General features: G+C 40.7%; 22 protein-coding genes. 16 read left to right on the top strand and 6 right to left on the bottom strand.

The genetic code is table 11. The annotated features are described in order from the left end of the window. The first annotated feature begins 98 nt into the window (after nucleotides 1–98). Nucleotides 99–1,811, top strand: coding sequence for a mechanosensitive ion channel family protein (locus tag BUW93_RS04480; RefSeq protein WP_232778316.1), 1,713 nt, complete (start codon nucleotides 99–101; stop codon nucleotides 1,809–1,811). Between the two features lie 10 nt (nucleotides 1,812–1,821). On the opposite strand, the gene BUW93_RS04485 is transcribed toward BUW93_RS04480, so the two are convergent. Then, nucleotides 1,822–2,997 (bottom strand): MFS transporter, encoded by a 1,176-nt coding sequence (locus BUW93_RS04485; protein ID WP_232778317.1) that lies wholly within the window; start codon nucleotides 2,995–2,997, stop codon nucleotides 1,822–1,824. 98 nt (nucleotides 2,998–3,095) lie between these two features. After that, nucleotides 3,096–3,827 carry an SDR family oxidoreductase gene (locus BUW93_RS04490; protein ID WP_081209607.1) on the bottom strand — a complete coding sequence of 244 codons (732 nt, stop codon included), beginning with the start codon at nucleotides 3,825–3,827 and terminating at the stop codon, nucleotides 3,096–3,098. Between the two features lie 195 nt (nucleotides 3,828–4,022). On the opposite strand from BUW93_RS04490, the gene BUW93_RS04495 reads away from it, so the two are divergent. Next, nucleotides 4,023–4,673 carry a flavodoxin family protein gene (locus tag BUW93_RS04495; protein ID WP_081209609.1) on the top strand — a complete coding sequence of 217 codons (651 nt, stop codon included), beginning with the start codon at nucleotides 4,023–4,025 and terminating at the stop codon, nucleotides 4,671–4,673. Nucleotides 4,674–4,714: 41 nt separating this feature from the next. Then, complete coding sequence (locus BUW93_RS04500) at nucleotides 4,715–5,227, top strand: adenine phosphoribosyltransferase (protein ID WP_198536984.1); 513 nt, start codon at nucleotides 4,715–4,717, stop codon at nucleotides 5,225–5,227. Here the strand turns inward: BUW93_RS04500 and BUW93_RS04505 are convergent. Beyond that, nucleotides 5,224–5,376 (bottom strand): SsrA-binding protein, encoded by a 153-nt coding sequence (locus BUW93_RS04505; protein WP_081209613.1) that lies wholly within the window; start codon nucleotides 5,374–5,376, stop codon nucleotides 5,224–5,226. The genes BUW93_RS04500 and BUW93_RS04505 overlap by 4 nt on opposite strands. A gap of 154 nt (nucleotides 5,377–5,530) precedes the next feature. On the opposite strand from BUW93_RS04505, the gene BUW93_RS04510 reads away from it, so the two are divergent. The 9 genes from BUW93_RS04510 (at nucleotide 5,531) to BUW93_RS04550 (ending at nucleotide 16,629) form a co-directional block, all read left to right on the top strand. Then, nucleotides 5,531–6,478, top strand: a complete 948-nt coding sequence (locus BUW93_RS04510) for a calcium/sodium antiporter (RefSeq protein ID WP_081209615.1) — start codon at nucleotides 5,531–5,533, stop codon at nucleotides 6,476–6,478. Between the two features lie 118 nt (nucleotides 6,479–6,596). Next, nucleotides 6,597–8,783, top strand: a complete 2,187-nt coding sequence (locus BUW93_RS04515; protein WP_081209617.1) for a glutamine synthetase III family protein — start codon at nucleotides 6,597–6,599, stop codon at nucleotides 8,781–8,783. A 380-nt stretch (nucleotides 8,784–9,163) separates the two neighbouring features. Continuing rightward, on the top strand, nucleotides 9,164–10,648 hold the full coding sequence (locus BUW93_RS04520; RefSeq protein ID WP_081209619.1) for a hypothetical protein: 1,485 nt from the start codon (nucleotides 9,164–9,166) through the stop codon (nucleotides 10,646–10,648). A 70-nt stretch (nucleotides 10,649–10,718) separates the two neighbouring features. Further along, a complete protein-coding gene (locus tag BUW93_RS04525) occupies nucleotides 10,719–11,240 on the top strand; it encodes a hypothetical protein (protein ID WP_081209621.1) in 522 nt (173 codons plus the stop codon). Further along, on the top strand, nucleotides 11,240–12,010 hold the full coding sequence (locus tag BUW93_RS04530; protein ID WP_081209623.1) for a CsgE family curli-type amyloid fiber assembly protein: 771 nt from the start codon (nucleotides 11,240–11,242) through the stop codon (nucleotides 12,008–12,010). The genes BUW93_RS04525 and BUW93_RS04530 overlap by 1 nt, the downstream gene beginning before the upstream one ends. Then, on the top strand, nucleotides 12,011–12,418 hold the full coding sequence (locus tag BUW93_RS04535; RefSeq protein WP_081209625.1) for a curli production assembly/transport component CsgF: 408 nt from the start codon (nucleotides 12,011–12,013) through the stop codon (nucleotides 12,416–12,418). 20 nt (nucleotides 12,419–12,438) lie between these two features. Beyond that, nucleotides 12,439–13,821 carry a CsgG/HfaB family protein gene (locus tag BUW93_RS04540; protein ID WP_081209627.1) on the top strand — a complete coding sequence of 461 codons (1,383 nt, stop codon included), beginning with the start codon at nucleotides 12,439–12,441 and terminating at the stop codon, nucleotides 13,819–13,821. A 20-nt stretch (nucleotides 13,822–13,841) separates the two neighbouring features. Beyond that, on the top strand, nucleotides 13,842–15,338 hold the full coding sequence (locus BUW93_RS04545; RefSeq protein ID WP_081209629.1) for a carboxypeptidase regulatory-like domain-containing protein: 1,497 nt from the start codon (nucleotides 13,842–13,844) through the stop codon (nucleotides 15,336–15,338). Between the two features lie 112 nt (nucleotides 15,339–15,450). After that, on the top strand, nucleotides 15,451–16,629 hold the full coding sequence (locus BUW93_RS04550; RefSeq protein ID WP_081209631.1) for an AIR synthase related protein: 1,179 nt from the start codon (nucleotides 15,451–15,453) through the stop codon (nucleotides 16,627–16,629). Between the two features lie 8 nt (nucleotides 16,630–16,637). Here BUW93_RS04550 and BUW93_RS04555 read toward each other — a convergent pair whose 3' ends face one another. Next, the gene (locus BUW93_RS04555; RefSeq protein WP_081209633.1) at nucleotides 16,638–17,300 is read right to left on the bottom strand and encodes an ATP-binding cassette domain-containing protein; all 663 of its coding nucleotides are present in this window, start codon (nucleotides 17,298–17,300) and stop codon (nucleotides 16,638–16,640) included. Nucleotides 17,301–17,739: 439 nt separating this feature from the next. Here BUW93_RS04555 and prfA point away from each other — a divergent pair, with 439 nt between their 5' ends. The 3 genes from prfA to BUW93_RS04575 all read left to right on the top strand — a co-directional run bounded on the left by prfA (nucleotide 17,740) and on the right by BUW93_RS04575 (nucleotide 20,509). Further along, a complete protein-coding gene (prfA, locus tag BUW93_RS04565; RefSeq protein ID WP_081209637.1) occupies nucleotides 17,740–18,816 on the top strand; it encodes a peptide chain release factor 1 in 1,077 nt (358 codons plus the stop codon). Nucleotides 18,817–18,905: 89 nt separating this feature from the next. Then, nucleotides 18,906–19,724 (top strand): orotidine-5'-phosphate decarboxylase, encoded by an 819-nt coding sequence (gene pyrF / locus BUW93_RS04570; RefSeq protein WP_081209639.1) that lies wholly within the window; start codon nucleotides 18,906–18,908, stop codon nucleotides 19,722–19,724. Nucleotides 19,725–19,735: 11 nt separating this feature from the next. After that, nucleotides 19,736–20,509 carry an ABC transporter substrate-binding protein gene (locus BUW93_RS04575; protein ID WP_081209641.1) on the top strand — a complete coding sequence of 258 codons (774 nt, stop codon included), beginning with the start codon at nucleotides 19,736–19,738 and terminating at the stop codon, nucleotides 20,507–20,509. Here the strand turns inward: BUW93_RS04575 and BUW93_RS04580 are convergent. Continuing rightward, complete coding sequence (locus BUW93_RS04580) at nucleotides 20,506–20,688, bottom strand: Lacal_2735 family protein (RefSeq protein WP_081209643.1); 183 nt, start codon at nucleotides 20,686–20,688, stop codon at nucleotides 20,506–20,508. The genes BUW93_RS04575 and BUW93_RS04580 overlap by 4 nt on opposite strands. Nucleotides 20,689–20,831: 143 nt before the next feature. Further along, complete coding sequence (locus BUW93_RS04585) at nucleotides 20,832–21,527, bottom strand: DUF4197 domain-containing protein (RefSeq protein ID WP_081209645.1); 696 nt, start codon at nucleotides 21,525–21,527, stop codon at nucleotides 20,832–20,834. A gap of 178 nt (nucleotides 21,528–21,705) precedes the next feature. On the opposite strand from BUW93_RS04585, the gene BUW93_RS04590 reads away from it, so the two are divergent. Next, entirely contained in the window at nucleotides 21,706–25,161 is a 3,456-nt protein-coding gene (locus tag BUW93_RS04590; RefSeq protein WP_081209647.1) for a methylmalonyl-CoA mutase family protein, read from the top strand. Nucleotides 25,162–25,324: the final 163 nt, after the last annotated feature.

Below are 25,324 nucleotides of genomic sequence, written 5' to 3' on the forward strand. Positions count from 1 at the left end.
AAGTTTTTATTTACTGAAATTAGCTGTCCATGCATTATTGTCTTTCCAGAATTTCAACTTTAAAATCTTTTCTATTTTTTCTGCTTTTATTTTCTTTTATGTCTTTCAATGCAGAGGCTCAAATTTTGGGTGCTCCGGCTGAAAATGAAGAGAAAGAAGAGGAAATTCCCGAAGACGCCCTGGGCCGGAGAAGCCCACGAGGAACGGTAATTGGTTTTATTGATGCTATGGCAGACCGAAATTATTCCCGGGCCGCCAGGTACCTTGAATTTTCCAATGCTTCTAATCAAAAGGAACGCGAAGAAATTGTAAAGGTGCTACTGAACTTATTAGACCAGGGAGGAGATATTCTGCCTTATTCCCTCATCAGTAACAACCCCGAGGGACGCACCGATGATAACCTGGATCAGGACACAGATAGAATTGGGAGCGTTTCGGCCGATGGCGAGGTGATAGACATTCTCCTGGTTCAAACAAAAGATGAAAATGCTTACCCTGTTTGGTTATTTTCGGAAGAAAGTTTAAGTGAGATTGCTTCTTTAACGCTGGATAAAACTGTTTTTGTTAACCGTATTATGCCAGGGTTTCTACAGAATCGTATCTGGGGAGGTGTGCCCGCCGGCCAATGGATAATTGCTGTATTGCTTATTATTCTAAGTTATGCTTTGGCCTGGGCTGTTATAAGCTTTATCAGTTTCCTTTTACCAAGGATAGTGAAAGCTGCAAAAAAAGATCCGGTTTCAGGTATTATTGGTGCCCTTAAACTGCCTTTAATGCTTTATGCTGCGGTTTGGGTCTTCGTGATTTTCTCCAGAAATATGGGCTTATCTATTATCATAAGACAAAAATTTAGTGTACTCATCATTCTAACTGGTATAGCGGCCTTGCTTATACTTTTGTGGCGATTGTCTGATTTCCTGGGGAAGTATTCTCAACAAAAGATGATTCTAAGAGGTAATCCTGCAGGAGTATCCATAGTCCTGTTTCTACAGAGAGCGGCGAAGATAGCTATAGTGATCTTTGGGGTTATTGCCATTTTAGGAATACTGGGTATTGATGTTACTACCGGGCTGGCGGCACTGGGAATTGGTGGTATAGCTCTGGCCCTGGGAGCGCAAAAAACCATTGAAAATTTTGTAGGCAGTGTTACCCTTATCGCCGACAGACCAATACGGGTAGGCGATTTTTGCCGGGTAGGGGAGATCACCGGGACGGTAGAGAAAATAGGGGTGAGATCTACCCGAATCCGTACCCTGGATCGTACCCTGGTGACCATCCCCAATGGCGCATTTTCTTCAGATACCATTGAGAATTATGCTTACCGTGATAAATTTCGGTTTAACAGCATTATTAATTTCCGTTATGAAACAAGTCCCGACCAGCTGAGATTTCTCTTAGCCGAATTAAGGAAAGTTCTTTATTCTCATCCCAAGGTTTTTGATGACCCTGCAAGAATTAGATTTATTGGGTTTGGGGCCAGCTCCCTGGATATTGAAATCTTTGCATATCTAAATGCCTTAGATTATAATGACTTTTTGGAAATAAGGGAAGACCTGATGCTTTTAATGATGGACGTGGTAGAACGCAGTGGCACCGATTTCGCTTTCCCTTCTCAAACACTTTACTTCGCTAAAGATGCCGGGCTCTCCCGGGAAAAAGGCGAAATTGCAGAAAACCAGGTGAAAAAATGGCGGGAAAAAGGCGAAATGCCTATTCCTAAATACAGCGAAGAGCAAATCGAAGCGCTGCGATCATCGCTCGATTATCCGCCGGAAGGCTCTGTGACCAGGAAAGGTACACCTGAAAATTAACTAAAATCCATTAAGTATTTTCGGAAGAAACCTGAGACTCCCTGAATTTTAAGACTTGTCTCGAGATTGGGATAAGCATTAATCCGGCGAGAAGGAAAAGTCCAAAGGAAACTCTCAAATTAAAAAGATGAGCGATGTAACCAACAATGGGCGGGCCCAGCAACATTCCCGCAATGGCATAGGTAGTCACTATAGAAATAGCCATTCCGGGAGAATATTTTTCCGAAGAACCCGCAAGTAGAAAGCTCATAGGCACTACAGCAGCCACGCCGAGACCAACCAGGCAAAATCCAACCAGCGCCGCCCAGAAATTAGGGAAAAGGGTCATCAATAGAATCCCCGAGATGATAAACATCGAACTTATCATATAGGTTTTCTGCATTCCGAGCCGTTCCATTATCTTATCTGAATAAAACCTGGAAAGTGCCATAAAAATCATAAAGATGAGGTAACCCAGGGTGAAAATATCCTCGTTCACTACATCTCTAAAGTACACGCCACTCCAGTCGAACATGCCGCCTTCGCATAATGCCGCAAAAAATACAAGCAGGCCCAGGTAGAGGATGAATTTATCGGGTTTTCCGAGTCTTAATTTATTTCCTGCCGTAGATCTGTCTTTTTTCAGCAGAAATGAAAAGCTTGCTGCTGCCGCCAGGATTCCTGCGATAACGATTATAAGTATATGGCTAAATATAGGTATTTCCAGTTTTATCATTAAAGTGGAAACTGCAACCCCGGCTACACCGCCAGTACTCCATAGGCCGTGAAAAGATCCTATTATCTTTCGCTCAAATTTTTTCTGAAGGCTTAGGGATTGGGTGTTTATGGCTATATTGAAAATTCGCATTGAAAAAGCGAAGAGGGAGATTGATATCACCAGGGTGAATATATTGTAGGTAAATCCTATTCCCAGCAAGCCCAATGCCAGCAAAACAAAGGAGGCCAGCAAGGGGAATCGGCTTTCGAATTTGGAAACAAGCCAGCCAGAAATTGGCAGTCCTATCATAGAACTTACGGGCATTGTGATGAGTAAATTTCCCAATTCTGCCTCATTCAGGTCAAAGAATGTCTTCAGGCTGGGTATGCGGGAAGCCCAGGTCGAAAAGAAAAAACCCGAGATAAAAAAGTAGGTGCTTAAAGCTATGCGTTGTTTCTTCCTGCTTTCCATGGTGACTGCAAGCTGCAAATATCTTTGCTATTTCCTATTCCTGAAGAGAATTATTTTTGAATGGATTATTTTTGCTCAAGTGTAATCTTCAGGTTAACTATAGCAAAATAAAATGACTAACTTTTTCCGGTAGGCTTTATTAATAGCTCGTTCACGTTTACCGAAGCCGGCTGGGTTAATGCATAATAGACGGCATCGGCGATATTTTCGGGCTTTAGTTTGGGCTCCTTGCCACCATATTCTTTATCTCCTAAAAGCTCTTCATCACTAATATCTTTCCGAAGATCTGTTTCTACGGTTCCCGGTTCAATGGAAGTGACCCTGATATTAAATTCAGGAGAAAGCTCCATGCGCATTGCTCTGGAAAGCTCAATAACCGCCGCTTTAGAAGCTCCGTAAACCGCACCACCTTCAAAGATCTCTTTCCCGTCAACCGAAGCGATATTGATTATATGTCCGCTTTTTTGCTTTTTCATAGCCGGAAGAACCTCGTGAATGCAACGCAGTGTTCCTTTTACATTTACTTCAATCGTTTGCAGCCATTCCTCCAAATGACGGTTTTTTAAGTAGGTGAGGGGCATGACCCCGGCAGAATTTACCAGGATGTCTATTTTCCCGAATTCATTCCTTATTTTCTCAAAGGCACCATTCACACTTGCGGTACTGCTTACATCCATTCCAGCGATAAAACTTTCCGTTGGGAGTTTCTTTTTAATCTCTGCCAGTTTTTCCAGGCTGCGGCTGGCCAGGGCAACTTTGCAACCTTCGGCCGAGAGTTTTGTTGCAATTGCTCTTCCTATTCCGCTGCTCGCGCCAGTTACTACGGCAACTTTCCCTTTTAAATCCATAATTTTTCTTTTCCTTAAATATCGCTTCAATTTTTCGGTTTAGACGTTAAGGAGATTTTAAATAACAGAGATTTAAGTTTCTTTGGAAAATCTTCCGCTTAATATTTATAATTCTCCTAAGCCTTCTTTAACCCTGTTTTAACGGGCTTATGCTTTCATTTTTAATAAGTTGCAGGGAGAACCAAAAAAATAAATATGAAACTGAAAGCCTTATTTTTGAATTGCACCTTAAAAAAATCACCCAAAACCTCTAACACCGAAGCCTTTATTGAACAGGCCGAAAAAGTTTTTAATGACCTGGAGGTTACTACTGAAATCCTTCGTGTGGTAGACCATGAGGTAGCCTTCGGTAACACTTCTGATGAAGGAAAAGGAGATGAATGGCCAGATATTCTTAAAAAAGTAAAACAAGCCGATATTTTAATCCTTGCGACCCCAATTTGGCGTGGAGATCGCAGTGCCGTAGCCAAATTGGTAGGAGAGCGTTTTGACGGCATTATGGAAGAAGGAAGCGATAAGAACGGGCAATACCCTACCTATAATAAAGTTGCCGGGGTAATGGTAGATGGTAATGAAGACGGAGCCAAAAAAGCCATTTCCAGTATGCTTTTCGATCTTTCTGAACAAGGTTTCAGCATTCCTGTAAACGCATTTAGCTATTACGTTGGAGAAGCCGGCCCTGGCCCCAGCTATATTGAAGCCGAAGCTGATAATCATGAATTCACCAATAATATGATCTTGCTTATGGCTAATAACCTGGTGCACCTTGCCAAAAGCTTAAAAGAAAATCCCTATCCTACCAATGTGAAAAAATTGGAGAAAGAAGCCGAAAAAATGAGCAAGTAGGCTTTCTTCTAATTAGGGAGGTTTCTTATCTTGCGCTTATGATAAATCTTGAGCAATATATAAGAGACATCCCTGATTTTCCTAAAAAAGGGGTTGTTTATAAAGATATTTCCCCAATGCTTCAAAGTCCGGAGGCCATGCGCTTTGCGGTAGCCTCTTTTATTGAAAAATTAAATGGTGAAAAAATCGATAAAGTTATTGGAGTGGAATCCCGCGGATTTTTTTTCGCAACCCTTTTAGCTGAAAAGCTTAATGCAGGTTTTATTCCAATTAGAAAACCGGGAAAGCTTCCCTATAAAACCCACACCGAAGCTTACGAGCTGGAATACGGCACCGATTCTTTGGAGATCCATCAGGATGCTATAAAAAAAGGGGAGAGGGTATTGATTCATGACGATGTATTGGCCACCGGTGGTACGGCGCTGGCCGCCTGTAACCTGGTTGAAAAACTAGGCGGAGAGATCGTGCAATGTAATTTTCTGGTGGAAATTAGCTTCTTGAAAGGCCGGGAAAAACTAAAGAATTACCCCGTAGAATCTTTGTTGAGATATTAATCGAGGGCATTCTTGGTGACCCAGAGCTTCCAACCTATAATTGCCATCTGTAGCTTGCTGGCTTTCTGTAAGTCAAGCTGTTTTTTTGAATAGCTGGGTAAAACTTTTTTGTTCATTTTCGCCAGAAATTTAAAGAACTTCTTTTTCATAGGTCTGTTAGTTTCAACCAAAGATATTGAAAATCAAAGAATAGTGATAGGATAAAAGTAATGAGTCGGAAGATGGATTTTACTTTTTAAGAAATTTTAAAATTTTGTTTTAATCCCAGGCCACAGTTTCTTTTATCTTCGCAAAAAAATATTGATGAGCATACTTTTTATTTTAATAGGGCTGGCGCTTTTAGTAGTTGGAGGTGAGTTTTTGGTGAGGGCGGCAGTTGCTTTATCTTTTAAATTGAGTGTCTCCCGCATGGTGATAGGGCTCACGGTAGTTTCTTTTGCTACATCTGCACCCGAACTAATTGTGAGTCTGCAGGCCGCCCTCGATGGGTTTTCAGATATTTCCCTGGGTAATGTAATAGGTTCCAATGTCGCTAATATAGGCCTGGTTTTAGGAATCACGGCTATTATTTCGTCTCTCGCCGTAGATCGTGAGTTTTACCGTTTCAACTGGCCAGTAATGATGCTTTTTTCAATTGCTCTTTATTATTTCCTGGCTTCAGGAGAAAACATCTCTCGCCTGGAAGGCTTAGCTCTCATTATTGGGCTGGTGATCTATCTTATCCTACTTATCTATCGCTCGAGAAAAAAAGCTGAATTGCCTGTAGAAGGGATTGATGATTCTTTAAAGGAAACCACCAATTTTAAAATGATAATCTGGCTTTTAATTGGCGGTGGTACCCTGTGGGGCGGTTCAGAATTATTGGTTTCCGGGGCGGTCGACCTGGCAACAAACTTAGGAGTGAGCGAACGCGTTATCTCAGTTACTATGATCGCCATAGGGACAAGTGTACCCGAACTGGCAGCCTCGGTAATTGCGGCTTTAAAAAAGGAGAAAGCAATTTCTCTGGGGAATCTTATTGGCTCTAATATTTTCAATATCGCTTCGGTTTTGGGTCTAACAGCACTTATTCAACCTATTTACTTACAGTCTGATAAAATTCTTTCCAGCGATATATTCTGGATGATCGCTATCTCTTTTGTATTAATTCCCCTGGCATTTTTGCCTAAACAATATATTATAAGCCGATATAAAGGTATGATATTGTTTGTAGGATATGTAATTTTTATCGGTCTTGCATTTTTGGGATAAAATTAGGGGGTTGTATTAATAAAAGTTAAAAAATTAAATCTTATACCCTATTATTTGGAGGGGGTACGATTAAAATACCTACATTTGATGCTGAAATTTAAAATTCAAACAGCACAATATGTCAACTTTACGATTTGAAGCAATAAAACAAACTTTTAACCGTAAGCCGGTAAAGGTGGATGAGCCTCCAAGAAGATCTGAGATCTACGCTACCCATGTTTTTAATGAAGATGTAATGCGTCAGTTTCTTACTAAAGAAGCTTACCAGAATGTGAAAGATGCAATAGAGACAGGAGCCAAGATAAGCCGCGGTGTTTCCGATCATATTTCAACAGGAATGAAAGAGTGGGCAATCTCCAAAGGTGTGACTCACTATACGCACTGGTTTCAGCCTTTAACCGGGACTACCGCAGAAAAGCACGATGCTTTTTTTGAGACCGATGGACCTACCCGGGCAATTGAAAAATTTGGGGGTGGACAACTCGTTCAGCAAGAACCTGATGCCTCCAGTTTCCCAAGTGGTGGTATTAGAAATACCTTTGAAGCACGTGGATATACCGCCTGGGACCCAACGTCTCCTGCTTTTATCTGGGGAACTACCCTATGTATCCCCACTGTTTTTGTAAGTTATACCGGAGAGGCTTTGGACTATAAAACTCCGTTACTTCGTGCCTTGCAGGCGGTGGACAATGCAGCTACAAAAGTGGCTAAATACTTTGATAAGAACGTAACCAAGGTACATGCTACCCTGGGTTGGGAACAGGAATATTTTCTAATTGATTCTGCTCTCTATAATACCAGGCCAGATCTACAACTGGCGGGAAGAACTCTTTTAGGGCATTCCCCTGCAAAAGGACAGCAGCTGGACGACCATTATTTTGGTTCAATTCCTTCCAGAGTGCTTTCTTTTATGAAAGAACTGGAAATAGAATGTATGAAATTGGGAATTCCCGTGAAGACGCGCCACAATGAGGTAGCGCCAAACCAATTCGAACTGGCTCCTATTTTTGAGGAAGCTAACCTGGCGGTAGACCACAATTCTTTGCTAATGGATGTGATGTCTAAAGTAGCCGAGAGACACGACTTCAAAGTTTTATTCCATGAGAAACCATTTGCAGGTATTAACGGAAGTGGAAAGCATAACAACTGGTCCCTTAGTACCAATACCGGAACAAACCTGTTAGGACCTGGTTCAACTCCAATGAAAAGCCTTCAGTTTTTAACTTTCTTTATCAATACCATTAAAGCGGTACACGATAACGAGGAGCTATTAAGAGGAGCTATCGCAAGTGCATCTAACGACTACAGGCTTGGGGCCAATGAAGCGCCACCTGCAATTATTTCAACCTTTATCGGCTCGCAACTTACCAAGGTTCTTGATGAACTGGAAAAAGTTACCGACGGTAAGCTTTCTCCTCAAGAGAAAACCGACCTGAAACTGAATGTTGTTGGAAAGATCCCGGAGATTCTTCTGGATAATACCGATAGAAACCGTACCTCACCTTTTGCCTTCACGGGTAACAAATTTGAATTCAGAGCGGTAGGATCAACTGCCAATTGTGCGAATCCTATGACCGTGCTCAATACTATTGTTGCCAAGCAGCTTAAAGATTTCAAAAAGGAAGTTGATGAGCTGATTAAGAACAAAAAAATGAAGAAGGATGATGCCATTTTCAATGTGCTTAGGGAGTACATCAAGAAATCAAAGAAAATTCGTTTCGAAGGAGATGGTTATGGTGAGGCCTGGGAAAAAGAGGCTGCAAAACGTGGTTTGAGTAATAACCGCTCTACACCTGAAGCTCTTAAGATAATGAGTTCTAAAAAGACTATAGATCTTTACAAGGAAATGGGAGTGATGAACAAGGTAGAGATCGAAGCACGTCATGAGATCGAGCTGGAAGAATATTCAATGAGAATCCAGATTGAGGGAAGAATTCTGGGTGATATAGCCCGGAACCATGTGATTCCTACTGCTATTCGTTATCAGAATCTACTTATTGAGAATGTAGAAGGCCTTAAGCATATTTACAACGAAGGTTTCAAAGAACATTCCAGAGAACAATTGGATATTATTGAGAAAATCTCGGCACACATCGCTAAGATCAATAGCAAAGTGAATGAGATGATTGAGGCAAGAAAAGTCGCCAATAAGATAGAAGACCCGGAGAAGCGTGCCTTTGAGTATTGCAATGAGATAAAACCTTTCTTTGAGGAGATAAGATACCACTGTGATAAACTGGAGCTAATGGTAGACGATGAGCTTTGGCCATTAACCAAATACCGCGAACTCCTGTTCACCAGGTAATATAGATTGGATTAAATCTGTTAGAAACCACGTGCTTTTAGGAGTACGTGGTTTTTTTGTGCCTGTCTTTAACACTTGTAAGAAATAACTTTAGGTGGTTTTCCCCTTTTTACCTCAATATGAGTAATTTATATAAAAAAAGATGCTTTGGTCGAAAACCCGAACATTCCCTAAAAAAGTTCTAAAATAATTTGATACTTTAGTTTCCAGATTGAAACAGTGACATCCTACCTAACTGTTTCGAATATATCCCCCAAATTAATTTACCCTACAAAACCCTGTAAAATTTCTTAGGCTTACCCCCCAAGCCGGAATCACTATTGCCCCAACTGAAATTGTAGTTTATTAATTAATTTTTTAACCATTTAAATCTTTTTATTATGAAAAAAGTGATTTTAAGCGCTGCGGCGCTAATGATTGGGGCGATTGGGTTTGCCCAGGTGAGCGGGGCACCTACAGCTCAATCCCAAACTACTGTGCCTAATAACAGTAGTAATGTTAATGCCAACAAAGGTAAATCTGAGCAATTTGGTGACGATCACAGGGTAAGGGTTAGACAGGCAGGAACCAAACAATCGGTTTACACCTATCAGGCTAACGGTGTTGGAACTATTGGCGGGAACAGGGCCGAGATACTTCAATCCGGGGATATTAATGCTAACAGTGGTCGATTAAATGCGGCAGATGTATTACAAACCGGGGATGAAAACCTATCACTTACCATTCAGGAAGGCAACAGAAACAATGCTATAACCAGACAGGGACAAACTGATCTTAACGTTCTAAGTTCAGGTAACCAGGCATACATACGCCAGGGAAACAATGGTAATGCAGAAGATAATTACGCTGCTATAGACCAGGACGGTTTGAACAACCAGGCGAAAACCATTCAAACCTATGATAATAACGATGCTTATACCGATCAGGATGGAGATAATTTGAGGTCAAGAATACGACAGATAGCTGCGCCAGACGGATCTAGTGGACATTGGGCTTTTGTTGATCAACAAGGGGATGATAATGAATCCTGGGTGCTTCAGGAAGGTGCAGGTGCCAGAAACTATGCACATACCGCTCAGGATGGGGAAGGTAACTATGCCGACCAATATCAAACAACTCAGGCCACATCAGGTGATGCAAACCGTGCTCGTCTTGCCCAAGGTATTAATCCTTCTTACAGTATAGTAGGATTTAATAATGAAATGGATGATTTACGAGATGATACTTATGATGTTGATGGGACACCAAATAATACTTCTCTTTTCTCGAAAGGTGCTCAGGCTTTTCAAAAACAGAATGGAGATGATAACCAAGCTAATATAGGTCAATATGGGGTTGAAGCTTTTGGTAGAGGAAATTATGCCTATCAGAATCAGGAAGGAGATGACAATAACTCTTTTATTGTACAGGATTTATTTGGACCATCTAACGGTGGAGGTAATAAGGCGCAACAAATGCAGGATGGAGATGATAACAATGCCGGGATAGTGCAAAGTGGTAAAGGTCATAAAGCCGGACAATTTCAGTATGGTGATGACAACATAGCGCTAACTTCACAAAAAGGTAACAGAAATAAAGCATTTACCTTTCAGTATGGCGATGATAACTGGGTAAGTACTGCTCAAAGAGGTCACGACAATAAAATAGTTATTTCTCAATATGATGGACAAAGCTATATTGCTGAGCAAAACCTTTATCCACATCCACAAGCGGGAGGTAACCAGATTGATGTTGTTCAAACAGATGGTAGCCAGTCTATTAATGATTGGTTAGCTGAGGAATGTGAAATCGATATGTTGACTCCACAGACCTGGACTGGTACTCCAGTTCCATCTACTCCAGATATTTGTCAGGATTGCAATTAATTTAAGGTTAGTAATCCAAATTGGGGAGAGTGATTTAAATTTCTCTCCCCTCTTTTAAATATATAAAACTATGAGAATTCTAATTTATATTTTAATAGTTGGTTTTATCTTGTATTCTTCTCAATCTACGGCTCAAACCTATATAGAGACTACAGATGAAGAATTGGTGGAGGAAGGAAAAGAACTCACCCCGGAAACCTTATCCTATTTGGGAATTTTTACAAGCTTAAATCCCCGTGTTCAGGAAATCACCGGCAACTCGGTTTTCCTTGAACAAATTGGGGAAATGAATCAAGTAAATGTCATGACCCGAACAGAAGCCAGTGAAATTAATATTCGCCAGGAGGGTAATAATAACAATACCAGCTTGAAATATATTGCCAAAACTGCTTATACAGATGTTTTTCAGCTCGGGAATTATAATTCAATAAAGGACTTTGTAAATGCTCCTACTGAAGAAATCTCATTAGAACTGCAACAAACGGGGAATGATCAAATATTTGAGAGAAATGGGATAAATGAGCTTACTAAATCCATAAGGTTTAATCAAACAGAAGCCACTCCGGTTTTGATTATCAATAGTTATAATTGATGGGTTTTCATAGAAACATAGGATTAGTGGTGTTTTTCTGCTTTGCGCTTGTCTTTCAGGTAAAAAGCCAGATCCTGAACCAGGTGATAAAAGCCTCTATTCAGGTTGAAGACAAAGGCGAATTTCTAAATTTCAAGGCCGTCGCAGAAAACCTGAATTCCGCCGATCGCAATCTGGAGTATGAATTTATTGTGATAAAAAAGGATTCCCAGGGGAATACCTCCAGAACAAGTCAGGGAGATAGATTCTTTATAAAAGCTTATGAAAAAATAATTTTATCGTCTACCCAGGTTAATAGAGCCTTAAATGGAAGTATTATCGTGATGCATCTTATATATGATAAAGATCGTAAACCGGTAGGCCGTGATAAGCTCGAATTTGAATTTACAGAAGAAGGTATTAAAGAAGTTTCGGAAAGGAAGGAAATAAAAATAAGTACTGATGAAGCAAAACCCCAGGATGGATTTGTAATCAATGGGTTAGTAATTGAAAATACTATCACTAAAGCGGGTAGGGATTTCTATCGCTTTTTTTATTCCGATTATTATAACCGGCAAATCACCACTCCTTTTAATATTAAGATTGAAGAAGACCCGGGAAGAGGGAGAATGACTCGAATTTCGGTATATGTGCAGGACGAGTTAATTATGAGATTTTTTGCACAACCCCGGCGGGATTATTTAAAACAGATGGCAGAAATCGCCATGCAACGAAGTATAAATCAACTTAGAAAGTTAGAACAACAAACCACCACCGTAAAACATTATTAAATGAAAAAGCTAGTCTTATTGATTATTTTAGGATTTTTTGCCTATCCGTTAACGGCCCAGCAGTTAACATACACTCCTATTAATCCGGCATTTGGGGGAAACCCTTATAATTACTCGTGGATGTTGAGTTCGGCAACTGCACAAAACCAGCACAAAGCGCCGGTAGACCCCAGGGAAGAGAAATCAGAGTTAGAGCGTCTTAACGAAAATATAAATAGACAACTTCTTAGCCAGATCTCCCGCTCTTTATTAGCCGACCAACTGGAAGGTTTTAATTTTGATGAGGAAGGAACCTTTACTTATGGAACCCTGAATATGGAAATTTACAGAAGTCTGGAAGGGATAGTTATCAATATCCTGGACACTTCTACCGGAGAGGAAACCCAAATAATAATCCCTTATACATAATATTTAAATCCCCCCTCGTTATGTTTAAAATTCTAAAATTATGCTGTGCCATAATCGTCATAGGTTCATTTAGTTCCTGCGCTGCTTATTTCAATCAGCCATTTCAAAAAAGTTCATCCCGAACCGGGGAATTAACAACCAGTAGTAAACCTTTATTAGATTTACCCCCAGCGAGTGACCCGGTGGAGGTTGCGGTTTATAACTTCAGTGATCAAACCGGCCAATACAAAGCAGTAGAGAATGGTTCTACTTTTAGTACTGCTGTAACCCAGGGTGGGACAACTATCTTAATAAAAGCCCTGGAGGACTCTGGTTGGTTCATTCCCATAGAAAGGGAAAATCTAAGTAATCTTTCTACCGAGAGAAATATAATTCGTAATACAAAACAGGAATATATTAAGAACCTGAACCCTAATGAACCGCCATTACCGGCATTACTTTATGCGGGATTAATATTGGAAGGAGGGATTATCTCCTATGATACCAATATTATCACCGGAGGCATTGGAGCCCGGTATTTTGGTGTAGGTGGTTCTGCCAAATACAGGCAGGATAGGATTACCGTTTATTTAAGGGCTGTCTCTACCAGCAGCGGGGAAATTTTAAAAACCGTCTATGTATCCAAGACCATCCTTTCCCAGGCCTTAGATGGAAATATCTTTCGTTTTGTGAAATTCCAGAGGTTACTGGAGGCCGAAACCGGAATTACCCACAATGAACCGGTTCAAATGGCTATTCAGGATGCTATAGAAAAGGCAGTGCATGATCTTATAGTAGAAGGAGTACAGGATAGGCTGTGGTCTGCACGTGGAGGTGACGAAGTTAATCACCAGTTGGTTTCCAATTACCTAAAAAATAAAGAGGAGGATGATAATACGGAACTGTATGAAAGATTGTTGGTAGATCGTTCTTACAAAAACAATTTAAGTTTTTCTGGCGGAATAGCTTTAATAGATGGAGATTATCAAAAAAAGCAACCGGGAATTTTAGCCAGGTTAGAATACCAGCACGATATTTTCCCTCATTTTAGTTTAGGGGCTTCCCTAAATTATTTTCAATTAGATAATAAGAACGCCTTTAAGAATGATTATGGAAGCTTCGATCTTAATGCTCAATTGAACCTGCTCCCCAATGATGATCTTGCCCCTTATGTGTATGCGGGTTCAGGTTTTCTTAAAGCTTTAGATAGTTTCAATAATGAAAATAATGCCGAAGATATAAAGTCCGATTTTCTAAAAATGCAATATGGTGCCGGACTGCGGTATTTATTATCACCAAAGATAGGCATTAAAATTTTTGGAGAACATCATCTGCTTTTTGATGATAAACTGGATTATATAGAACAAGGTAAGCGGAATGATTACTACTATAATTTCGGAATAGGCATTAATTTTTATTACTAACCCATCAAATATTATCGAAAATGAAAACCATATATAAATTATTACTTCTTTCGGTTTTAGGAATCTTTCAGGCCTGTTCCGAAGACACGATTGGTGAAGAATTAACAGGATCGGTTACCGGGCTGGTAATTTCTAAAGCTACCGGAGAGCCTATAGAGGAAGTCGAAATTACTACCACTCCGGCATCTACAACGGTATTTACCGATGAAAATGGAGAATTTCTCCTCGAAAATATTTTGGTGAATTCTTATTCTGTTAAAGCAGAGGCAGACGGCTACGTTACGAGTTTTAAAGGGGTGGCTGTTACCACAGGAGCCACTTCTAACGTAGTAATTGAAATGGCAGAAGGAACCGGAAACAACCGGGCTCCAAATCCACCAAAATTGATTACTCCTGAAGATAATGCTGAAGGTCAATCTCTTGAATTAGATTTAATCTGGGAGGCTAGTGACCCCGATACCGACAGTTTAACTTATGAATTAGAAATCCGTAATAACCGGGATGACGACATTCTTAAATATGACAATATCCAGGATACTATCTTTAGGCTGGAAGGCCTTAATTATGGATATAAATATTTCTGGCAGGTGAAAGTGAGTGATAGCGTTAATAACCCTGTGATGAGTGAGGTTAAATCCTTTACTACCTTAGAACATCCCGAGTCCAGAATTTTTTATGTAAAATCGGTTAATGGCAATAATGTGATTTATGCCATGGACCCAAATGAGAACGAATATCAACTCACTTCTTCTGAAGTAAACAGTTTTAGACCGAGAAAAAATCTCCGAACCAATAAAATAGCATATTTAAAAACTGAATCAAACCAAACTCACCTCTATACGATGAACCTGGATGGTTCACAGCAAACCCGCGTTACCGGTAATATTCCGGTTAACGGATTTAATCTGGAACAACTTGATTTTTCCTGGGCTGATGATGGAGCAAGTTTGGTTTATCCTAATTTTTCGAAACTTTATAAAGTAAACGTGAACGGAAACGATACTGAACTAATTTACCAGGAACCAAAAGGTAAATTTATCACTGAAGTGGATGTAAGCGAAAAAAATGGAAATATGGCTCTTCTGGTAAATAATGCCAGCGGCTATGAGGCCGAGATTTATATAATTGATCCGCAAGGTAATAAGGTCAAAACCGTACTTTCAAATGTAGATGGGGCAGTAGGAGGCCTGGATCTTTCTGTAGATAATAAACTGCTGTTATTTACCAGAGATATTTCCGGATATGAAAGTTCAGATTATAGAAGGTTAGATTCTCATATTTTTATTTACAATTTAGAAAGCTCATCAGTCCAGAATTACAGTAGAGGTAAACTGGAAGGCACAAACGACCTAGATCCGCGGTTTTCGCCTAATGAAGCAGAGATAATTTTCGTCAACACCTCTAATGATGGCGTGTCTCAAAACAATATATATACCGCGTATTTGGAAGATCAGGATTCTGATGGTTCTCATAGGTTTGAGTTGATTGAGGGAGCAAAAATGCCCGATTGGGAATAAATGAATTTTACGGGGGGAGCGGTAGTCTGTTTAACGGGCTGCCGCTTTTTTATTTTAATTAGTTTTTTGGAAGATTTAAACTGTTTATCTTTGATGTCTTCAACACAACAACATGAGTCAGGAAACCAGTAAACGCTATGCCCAAAGAGGGGTTTCAGCCGGAAAAGAGGATGTTCACAACGCAATTAAGAATGTAGACAAAGGTTTGTTTCCGCAGGCCTTCTGCAAGATAGTCCCAGACCATCTCACCGGGGATAAAGATTACTGCCTCATCATGCATGCCGATGGCGCCGGAACCAAATCTTCGCTCGCATATATGTATTGGAAAGAAACCGGAGATCTTTCGGTATGGAAAGGTATCGCCCAGGATGCGCTCATCATGAATATCGATGATTTGTTGTGTGTTGGGGCAATTGATAATATCCTGCTTTCTTCCACAATCGGGAGAAACAAAAACCTGGTTCCCGGAGAAGTGATCTCTGCTATAATTAACGGGACCGAAGAACTGCTTACAGATTTAAAAGAATTTGGTGTGGAAATCCATTCCACAGGGGGCGAAACCGCCGATGTAGGTGACCTCGTGCGTACAATCATTGTAGATTCTACCGTAACCGCACGTATGAAACGCAGCGAGGTGATCGATAACGCCAATATTAAACCCGGGAATGTGATCGTTGGCCTTTCTTCCTTTGGACAGGCAAGCTATGAAAAAGAGTATAACGGCGGAATGGGGAGTAATGGGCTCACCTCGGCGCGACACGATGTCTTCGCCAAGATTTTAGCCGAGAAATATCCGGAAAGTTTCGATAATGGAATTCCCGAAGATTTGATCTACTCCGGATCAAAGAAACTTACCGATAAGGTGGAAAATTCTCCGCTTGATGCGGGGAAACTGGTGCTTTCACCTACCCGTACTTATGCTCCTGTAATCAAAAAGATCCTTTTAAAATTCAACAATAAGGAAATTCACGGGATGGTGCATTGCAGTGGCGGAGCACAAACCAAGATCCTCCATTTTGTTGAAAACCTACATATTATTAAAGATAACCTGTTTGAGGTACCACCGCTGTTTAAGCTCATTCAGCAGGAAAGCAAAACCGACTGGAAAGAGATGTACCAGGTATTCAATATGGGCCACCGGATGGAGCTTTATGTGGATGAGGCTATTGCTTCAGAAATTATAGAAATCTCCAAATCCTTCAATGTAGATGCGCAAATTGTAGGTAGGGTAGAAGCTTCCGAAGAGAAAAAACTAACCATACAAAGTGAATTCGGGAAATTTGAGTATTAAAATAACTTTTAATTTAAATGATCTGGGTTGATATAACCCAGTTCCTCCAAATGGCCTGAATTTTTGACAAGTTGGGTGCAGCCTTTTTGTAAAAAATAAAGCTCATCGGCAATTTCCTGGATTTCTCTAAAAAGATGATCTGTGATCACAAAGGCTTTATGCTGCTTTTCCCGATATATTTCCTTTTTTATAATTTCAATATACACCGGAGCCAGGTGCGTGAACGGCTCATCGAGTAGTACCAGTTTTGCATTAGATTTTATGATCAACCAGGTTTCTACCAGTCTTTTTTCACCCCCTGAAAGTTCGCCTATCTTTTGTTTTTGCTTTGAAGCCAGTTCCGGGAAAGTTTTAGCAAATTCAATCCAGTTAACTTCAAAAAAATTAAAGAGCTTTTTTAATCTGATATGTGATGGCAGATAGTTTTTCTGTGAGAGAAATTTTACCATCCCCGTTCGGTAAAATTTTTTGAGATAGCCCTTTCCATCTACTCTCACCAGCTGATTGTTAGCAGTGAGATTTCCGAAGAAAACTTTAAGCATCGAAGTCTTTCCGCAACCGTTAGTACCCAAAAGGCCGGTTACTTTCCCCGTCTCGGCCTTTAGGTAAACTCCGTAGAGGATGTTCTTTTCTCCAAAACTCAGTTCTATGTTTTCCAGTTCAAAAACCATAAAGCAGTCTGAAAAATTTGTAAGAAAAGGCGGTTAGTAAAAATTCTGAAATAAAACAACCGGCCAAAAGAAACCGCGGACTAATTCCAAAATTTCTATAAAATATAAGTTGATCCTCTTCTGGAGTAAATCTAAACCAGGCAAACAAACCTGCAAAAAGAAAAAATTTGAGAAGTAATGTGACCTCTGCCGGATTTCCCAAAAAAACCAGGAAAGCATTCAAAATTATACTCACAAATAAGAATTTGCGGTAGAAAACGAAAAACAATCTGAATTTTAGAAACAAACCGGTAGTTTTAATACTGTTTTTAAAGTTAGGAAATATATTCGTGGGAGAGATTTATTCATTTCAGAAAAGACGCAAACAGCTTAAAATTTCAATTAGCCTAAATCGCCTAAAATATCGTAAATTTGCTAACCTAAAATCAGTGAGGTTTATATGATTGAGAAGCTTAACATAGTAAAGCAGCGTTTTGATGAGGTGAATGATCTTATCATTCAACCGGATGTGATTTCCGACCAAAAGCGATATATAGAATTAAATAAAGAATATAAGGATCTCAAGGCCCTTATGGATGAGCGCGAAAAATATATGGAGCTCACCAACAATATCAAGGAAGCCGAAGAGATTATTTCCGATGGCAGTGATGCCGAAATGACCGAGATGGCCAAGATGCAGCTGGAAGAGGCAAAAGAAGAGCTTCCCAAACTGGAAGAGAAAATACGAATGATGCTCGTGCCTAAAGATCCCGACGATGCGAAAAATGTCGTTATGGAGATTCGTGCCGGAACCGGTGGGGACGAGGCCAGTATCTTTGCGGGAGATCTTTATCGAATGTATACCAAATATATTGAAAGTAAAGGCTGGAAGCATAACATTGTTGACTTTAGCGAAGGAACCAGCGGTGGTTTTAAAGAGATGATCTTTGAGGTTACCGGCGAAGATGTCTACGGAACTTTAAAATTTGAAGCGGGAGTACATCGTGTACAACGTGTCCCGCAAACCGAAACCCAGGGCCGGGTGCATACTTCGGCAGCTACGGTAATGGTTTTGCCGGAAGCTGAAGAATTTGATGTGGAAATCGACCCAAAAGATGTACGAATAGATTATTTCTGTTCTTCAGGTCCTGGTGGCCAGTCGGTGAATACCACTTATTCGGCGGTGCGACTTACTCACGAACCAACCGGATTGGTTGCTCAGTGCCAGGACCAGAAATCTCAGCATAAGAATAAGGAAAAGGCCTTTAGGGTACTTCGTTCTCGCTTGTACGAAATGGAGCTCGCCAAGAAGCAGGAAGCTGATGCTGCCAAAAGAAACTCTATGGTCTCCAGCGGAGACCGAAGTGCCAAGATTAGAACTTACAATTATTCCCAGGGTAGGGTAACCGATCACCGTATCAATTTAACTCTTTACGACCTCGGAAATATTATAAATGGCGATATCCAGAAGATAATCGATGAGTTACAACTGGTAGAAAACACCGAAAAGCTCAAAGAGAATTCTGATGTATTTTAAAAAGTCACCTTCGCGCAGGCGGAGGTCTCTTTTTTAGCATTAATGTAAACCACCAATAAAAATTTAAATCCCCCTAAAACCCAGTTTCAATGTCCAACGAAGAACTTACCGAACAAATATTTAAGAAGAAATCTTTTTTATGTGTAGGCCTGGATATTGATCTGGAAAAGATACCTACTTATCTTCTTTCTGAAGAGGATCCTATTTTTAGTTTTAATAAAGCTATTATCGATGCTACCCATAAATTTTGCGTGGCTTATAAACCAAATATCGCTTTTTATGAGGCTGAAGGGGTAGACGGCTGGAAAGCCCTGGAAAAGACTATAAATTATTTGCACCAGGAATATCCCGAGATTTATACAATTGCAGACGCCAAGAGGGGGGATATAGGGAATACTTCCCGAATGTACGCCAAGACCTTCCTGAAAGATCTCGGTTTTGATTCGGTGACGGTGGCTCCTTATATGGGAAAGGATTCTGTAGAACCTTTTCTTGAATTTGAAAATAAACACACTATTCTCCTGGCGCTAACCTCTAATGAGGGTGCCGCCGATTTTCAGAATCTTCAAACCGATGGGGAGGAGTTATATAAAAAAGTGATTCGCGTTTCCCAAACCTGGGAAAATGCCGAGAGACTTATGTATGTGGTGGGAGCCACAAAAGCCGAATTTCTATCGGAGATTAGGAAGATAATTCCTGAAAATTTTTTGTTGGTGCCCGGAGTAGGCACCCAGGGCGGAAAGCTTGAAGATGTTTGTAAATACGGCTTGAATAAAAACGTTGGCCTTTTGGTTAACTCATCGAGAAAGATAATTTATGCATCCGAATCCTCTAATTTTGCGGAAATAGCGGGAGCCAAAGCAGAAATTCTCCAACGGCAGATGGCCGAGGAAATGAGGCAACTTTAAACTCTCTTTTTATGGAATTGCGGGACCAACTTCAACGAAAGATCGTATTAGATGGCATTCCCCAGCGCGTGGTGTCTTTGGTGCCCAGCCAAACCGAACTTCTTTTCGATCTGGGTCTGGAAGAATCCCTGGTGGGTATCACCAAATTTTGTGTGCATCCTGCTTTTCTCCGGAAAACAAAAAAGATTGTTGGCGGAACCAAAGAGGTGCACATGGATAGGATAAAGGACCTACAGCCCGATCTTATTTTATGTAATAAAGAGGAGAATACTCCTGAAATGGTGGGAGCCCTGGAAGCCATTGCCCCTGTTCACGTATCTAATATCATTGAAATTGAAGATGCCTTTAAAATGATGCTTCAGTACGGGCAGGTTTTTAACCGGGAAGAGCTGGCTAAAACAATGCTGCAATCCATTCAGAAGAAAATTTCGGTTTTAAAGAATTTAAAAAAGGGAAAAGCGACAAAAAGAGTGGCTTATCTTATCTGGAAGAAACCATTGATGGTTGCTGGGAAAAATACCTTTATCGATACTCTCCTGAAATTGAATAATTTTGAAAATGTTTATGAAGAAGACCGGTACCCGGTTACGAGCCTGGAAGAATTAAAAACAAAAAAACCTGATTTAATCTTATTGTCTTCAGAGCCCTATCCTTTTTCTGAAAAACATATTGACTTGTTTAAAGAGGCTGGAACGGAAATAAAATTGGTGGACGGGGAGTATTTTAGCTGGTATGGGTCCCGTTTATTAGACGCAATAGATTATTTTAAAAACCTGACCGATTAATGGTCTATTTTATCATATTCCATTCTTTGGAGTTCGTTCAGTATTTTTCTGGCTTTAGCATTTAACCTGTCACTTTCTTCTTTATCGGTTAAAGCTACTTTATAGGCACGATGCATAAGTTGTTTATACTTATCGCACATGCATTCTTCTTTTGTTCTTGTTTCAAAAATCTTAAACATAGCATCTTCCTTTCGCCTACAAAGATAGATTTAGGCTTGCTTAAGGATTGCCAAGCTTTGGTTAAGTTTATTGTAAAATAAGCTTTATTGTCACTGGATTTGTTAAAAAATTAAAATAAACCCGCAGATTTAGTGAGATGGAGTTAGTCCTGAAGCGAGAAAACCCTTTTTAACAGGGCAGTACTTCTGGCAGACACATTTTCCCTGATCTCCTTTTCTTCTATGGCGATCATGGTATAAACCCCTTCCAAAGCTTCTGTGGTTACATAATCTACCAGATCGGGATTTACTTTATTGGTTAATGGCAGGTTATTGTATCTGTTAATAATATTGCGCCAAACCTCTGTAGCTCCCACCTTATCAAGGGATTGTTTAACTACAGGATTAAAGCTGGAATAGAGTTGATCTTCGGTTTTATTGGTGAGGTATACCGTGGCAGCATTCTCACTACCCAGAAGGATATTTCGGGCATCTGAGAAAGTGATCTCTTTCACCGCATTTACAAAGATTGGGGTAGCTTCATTTACAGCATCTTCTGCAGCACGGTTTAGCACCTTAAGGCCTTCATCGGCCAGCGCACCAAGGCCAACATCTCTTAGGGTTTTATCTACTTTCTGCAATTCCTGCGGAAGACCGATTCTTACGAGTTCATTACTGTAAAATCCATCTTCCTCGGTGAGTTTGGTAACCTGTTTATCGATGCCATAATCCAGAGCCTGGCGCAGGCCGGAAGCTATTTCGGTGTCGGTAACTCCTATCGGGTACTCACTGGCTATTTGCTGTAATTCCGCACAGGAATAAAAACTAAAAATACTAAGCAGGACAAAAAACTTCTTCATAATCTGGATTTTGTTTCAAAGGTATCAATAAAATTCTTGTGAATATTAGAAAAGCCTGAAGAGCCCTTTAAACCTAATATTTGATGATCCCTCTCTGAATCCTGAAAAATGTTAATCCAAGTCTTATTTCTTTGCGATTTTCGTAAATTGCGGAACCTAAAAATCGATATCATTACAAATGGAACAACAGAGCCCATATAAACCTAAAAATAAAATAAGAATTGTAACCGCTGCTTCTCTTTTTGACGGTCACGATGCCGCAATTAATATCATGCGACGCATCATCCAATCTACAGGGGTGGAGGTGATCCACCTTGGTCACGACCGAAGTGTTGAAGAGGTCGTGAACTGCGCGATCCAGGAGGATGCACAGGCTATCGCTATGACTTCCTACCAGGGCGGTCACATCGAGTATTTTAAATATATGTACGATTTGCTCCAGGAAAAAGGCGCTGGCCACATCAAGATCTTTGGTGGTGGAGGTGGAGTAATTCTTCCGGAAGAGATCAAGGAGTTAATGGATTATGGGATTACCCGCATTTATGCTCCCGATGACGGACGTGAGATGGGTCTTCAGGGGATGATAAATGATATGGTGAAAATAGCTGATGAAGCTCATGCCGATCTTAATTCTGAAAAATCTGTATCGGAATTACTGAAAAATAAAGACGTTAATACTATTGCAAGGCTGATATCTCTTGCTGAAAATAAACACGATTCCTTCCTTCAGCATTTTGAACCGCTAAGAAAACATTTGAAAAATAGCGAAATTCCCGTACTGGGAATTACCGGTACCGGAGGTGCAGGAAAATCAAGCCTGGTAGATGAACTGGTTCGCAGGTTTCTGCTGGATTTCCCCGATAAGAATATCGGGATAATTTCCGTAGATCCTTCAAAAAGAAAGACCGGGGGGGCGCTTTTGGGAGACCGCATCAGGATGAATTCGATCAATAATTCCCGGGTGTATATGCGCTCTCTGGCTACAAGACAGTCTAATTTAGCTCTTTCGAAACACGTAGCAGAAGCCGTGGAGGTTTTAAAAGCTTCAGAATACGATTTGATAATTCTGGAAACTTCAGGAATTGGGCAAAGTGACACAGAAATTATGGATCACTCCGATGTTTCATTATACGTAATGACTCCTGAATTTGGGGCTGCAACCCAGCTGGAAAAAATCGATATGCTTGATTTTGCCGATCTGGTGGCCATCAATAAATTCGATAAGCGCGGGGCGCAGGATGCCTTACGGGACGTAAAGAAACAATACCAACGCAATCACCAGCTTTGGGACGAGAAACCTGATAATCTTCCGGTTTTTGGTACTATAGCTTCCCAGTTCAATGATCCGGGAATGAACACGCTGTATCGCGAGATTATGGATAAGATAGTGGAAAAAACCAAAGTTGACCTTAACTCAGACTTTGAAGTTTCCGCAGAAATGAGCGAGAAAATTTTCGTTATCCCACCAAAACGCACCCGTTACCTTTCAGAAATCGCTGAAAATAACAGGGCTTATGATGAGAAGGCTACCAGCGAGGCTGAGGTGGCCCAAAAGCTCTATGGTATTTTCAAAACCATTGAATCGGTTTCAGGAATGAAACTGGATAAAGATCAGGATAAATTCCTGACAAAACACGGAATTGACCAGAAGGAGATACTTGAAAATACCAGTGAGGAACAGAAAAACCTGGTAAAGCTATTATTTGCCGAATTCGATAGAATGAAGATGGATCTCGATCCTTATAACTGGGAGACGATTCTGGGATGGCAGGAAAAGGTTACTAAATATCGGGAACCAGTTTATAGCTTCAAGGTTCGGGACAAAGAGATAAAAATAGACACCCATACCGAATCGCTTTCCCATACTCAAATCCCTAAAGTTGCCCTTCCGAAATATAGGGCCTGGGGTGATATTTTGAAATGGTGCCTGCAGGAAAATGTTCCCGGAGAATTCCCGTTTACGGCTGGGTTATATCCTTTTAAGCGACAAGGGGAAGATCCTACCCGAATGTTTGCCGGAGAAGGTGGACCGGAGCGAACCAACAGGCGTTTTCATTATGTGAGTCTGGGGCTGCCGGCAAAACGACTTTCAACAGCTTTTGATTCGGTTACCCTTTACGGAAACGATCCGGACCATCGTCCTGATATCTACGGTAAAATCGGGAATTCAGGAGTTTCCATCTGTTGCCTGGACGATGCGAAGAAATTATACTCTGGTTTTGACCTTGCCGATGCTTTTACTTCGGTGAGTATGACCATTAACGGCCCGGCTCCTATGCTGCTCGGGTTCTTTATGAATGCTGCTATCGATCAGCAATGTGAGAAATATATTAAGGAAAACGGTCTCGAAGATAGTGTTGAAGCTAAACTTAAAGAACTTTACGACGACAGAAACATAGACAGGCCCGTTTATCGTGGGGAACTTCCAGAAGGCAATGATGGCCTCGGCCTGATGCTTCTTGGATTAACCGGAGACCAGGTTCTTCCCGCTGATGTTTATTCACAAATAAAGGAAAAAACCATTAGCGTGGTTCGTGGTACAGTGCAAGCCGATATTCTGAAAGAAGATCAGGCACAAAACACCTGCATTTTCTCTACAGAATTCGCTTTGCGTTTAATGGGGGATGTTCAGGAATATTTTATCAGGGAGAAAGTGCGCAATTTTTATTCGGTTTCCATTTCGGGGTATCATATTGCCGAAGCAGGAGCCAATCCCATTACCCAGCTGGCATTTACCCTGGCCAATGGCTTTACCTACGTGGAATATTACCTGAGCCGGGGAATGGATATCAATAAATTTGGGCCTAACCTGTCTTTTTTCTTCTCCAACGGGATTGATCCTGAATATGCCGTGATTGGTAGAGTTGCCAGAAAGATATGGTCTAAAGCTTTAAAACTGAAATACGGAGCCAACTCTCGTGCTCAGATGTTGAAGTATCACATCCAGACTTCCGGAAGATCACTTCACGCCCAGGAGATCGATTTTAATGACATCAGGACCACCTTGCAGGCGCTTTACGCTATTTACGACAACTGTAATTCTTTACATACCAATGCCTACGATGAAGCCATCACCACGCCAACTGAAGCTTCGGTAAGAAGAGCAATGGCTATACAGCTAATCATCAATAAAGAATTAGGCTTGGCCAAAAATGAAAACCCAATCCAGGGATCTTTTATTATTGAAGAACTAACAGATCTTGTAGAAGAAGCAGTGCTCTTAGAATTTGATCGTATCACCGAAAGGGGAGGAGTACTTGGTGCAATGGAAACTATGTACCAACGTGGAAAGATACAGGAAGAAAGTCTGTATTACGAGACTTTAAAGCACAGCGGAGAGTTTCCAATCATTGGAGTGAACACGTTTTTAAGTTCTACCGGCTCACCAACGGTTACTCCGGGAGAAGTGATAAGAGCGACAGAAGAAGAGAAGCAACACCAGATAAAAACCTTAGAAACGCTTCATAAAGCCAAAGAAGACTCAGCACAGGCTGCTTTAAATAAGATAAAAGAAGCCGCGGTAAATAACAAAAACCTCTTTGAGGTGCTGATGGATGCTACCAAAGTTTGTTCCCTGGGACAAATTAGTCAGGCGATGTTTGAAGTTGGAGGGCAGTATAGAAGAAATATGTAAGCAGATCGCCCTTTTTCTCAACTGGAAGGCAGAGAAAAAGGTGCAGGCTGCTTATCCCGATGAGCGATGCGATATCGGGATCTATTGAGCCACCAAGTGGTTTTGAGAGGTCTATCCCGATGAGCAATGCGAAGTGGGATCTATTATTAATTGGGTGACGCTT

This window comes from Salegentibacter sediminis, assembly GCF_002078605.1.
Classification (GTDB): Bacteria; Bacteroidota; Bacteroidia; order Flavobacteriales; family Flavobacteriaceae; genus Salegentibacter; species Salegentibacter sediminis.

What these genes read in the sequence shown, in the direction of transcription:
- BUW93_RS04480 (WP_232778316.1), top strand. Translation starts at nt 99, where the DNA reads ATGTCTTTCAATGCAGAGGCTCAAATTTTGGGTGCTCCGGCTGAAAAT.
- BUW93_RS04490 (WP_081209607.1), bottom strand. Translation starts at nt 3,827, where the DNA reads ATGGATTTAAAAGGGAAAGTTGCCGTAGTAACTGGCGCGAGCAGCGGA.
- BUW93_RS04495 (WP_081209609.1), top strand. Translation starts at nt 4,023, where the DNA reads ATGAAACTGAAAGCCTTATTTTTGAATTGCACCTTAAAAAAATCACCC.
- BUW93_RS04505 (WP_081209613.1), bottom strand. Translation starts at nt 5,376, where the DNA reads ATGAAAAAGAAGTTCTTTAAATTTCTGGCGAAAATGAACAAAAAAGTT.
- BUW93_RS04510 (WP_081209615.1), top strand. Translation starts at nt 5,531, where the DNA reads ATGAGCATACTTTTTATTTTAATAGGGCTGGCGCTTTTAGTAGTTGGA.
- BUW93_RS04515 (WP_081209617.1), top strand. Translation starts at nt 6,597, where the DNA reads ATGTCAACTTTACGATTTGAAGCAATAAAACAAACTTTTAACCGTAAG.
- BUW93_RS04520 (WP_081209619.1), top strand. Translation starts at nt 9,164, where the DNA reads ATGAAAAAAGTGATTTTAAGCGCTGCGGCGCTAATGATTGGGGCGATT.
- BUW93_RS04525 (WP_081209621.1), top strand. Translation starts at nt 10,719, where the DNA reads ATGAGAATTCTAATTTATATTTTAATAGTTGGTTTTATCTTGTATTCT.
- BUW93_RS04530 (WP_081209623.1), top strand. Translation starts at nt 11,240, where the DNA reads ATGGGTTTTCATAGAAACATAGGATTAGTGGTGTTTTTCTGCTTTGCG.
- BUW93_RS04535 (WP_081209625.1), top strand. Translation starts at nt 12,011, where the DNA reads ATGAAAAAGCTAGTCTTATTGATTATTTTAGGATTTTTTGCCTATCCG.
- BUW93_RS04540 (WP_081209627.1), top strand. Translation starts at nt 12,439, where the DNA reads ATGTTTAAAATTCTAAAATTATGCTGTGCCATAATCGTCATAGGTTCA.
- BUW93_RS04545 (WP_081209629.1), top strand. Translation starts at nt 13,842, where the DNA reads ATGAAAACCATATATAAATTATTACTTCTTTCGGTTTTAGGAATCTTT.
- BUW93_RS04550 (WP_081209631.1), top strand. Translation starts at nt 15,451, where the DNA reads ATGAGTCAGGAAACCAGTAAACGCTATGCCCAAAGAGGGGTTTCAGCC.
- BUW93_RS04555 (WP_081209633.1), bottom strand. Translation starts at nt 17,300, where the DNA reads ATGGTTTTTGAACTGGAAAACATAGAACTGAGTTTTGGAGAAAAGAAC.
- prfA (WP_081209637.1), top strand. Translation starts at nt 17,740, where the DNA reads ATGATTGAGAAGCTTAACATAGTAAAGCAGCGTTTTGATGAGGTGAAT.
- pyrF (WP_081209639.1), top strand. Translation starts at nt 18,906, where the DNA reads ATGTCCAACGAAGAACTTACCGAACAAATATTTAAGAAGAAATCTTTT.
- BUW93_RS04575 (WP_081209641.1), top strand. Translation starts at nt 19,736, where the DNA reads ATGGAATTGCGGGACCAACTTCAACGAAAGATCGTATTAGATGGCATT.
- BUW93_RS04580 (WP_081209643.1), bottom strand. Translation starts at nt 20,688, where the DNA reads ATGTTTAAGATTTTTGAAACAAGAACAAAAGAAGAATGCATGTGCGAT.
- BUW93_RS04585 (WP_081209645.1), bottom strand. Translation starts at nt 21,527, where the DNA reads ATGAAGAAGTTTTTTGTCCTGCTTAGTATTTTTAGTTTTTATTCCTGT.
- BUW93_RS04590 (WP_081209647.1), top strand. Translation starts at nt 21,706, where the DNA reads ATGGAACAACAGAGCCCATATAAACCTAAAAATAAAATAAGAATTGTA.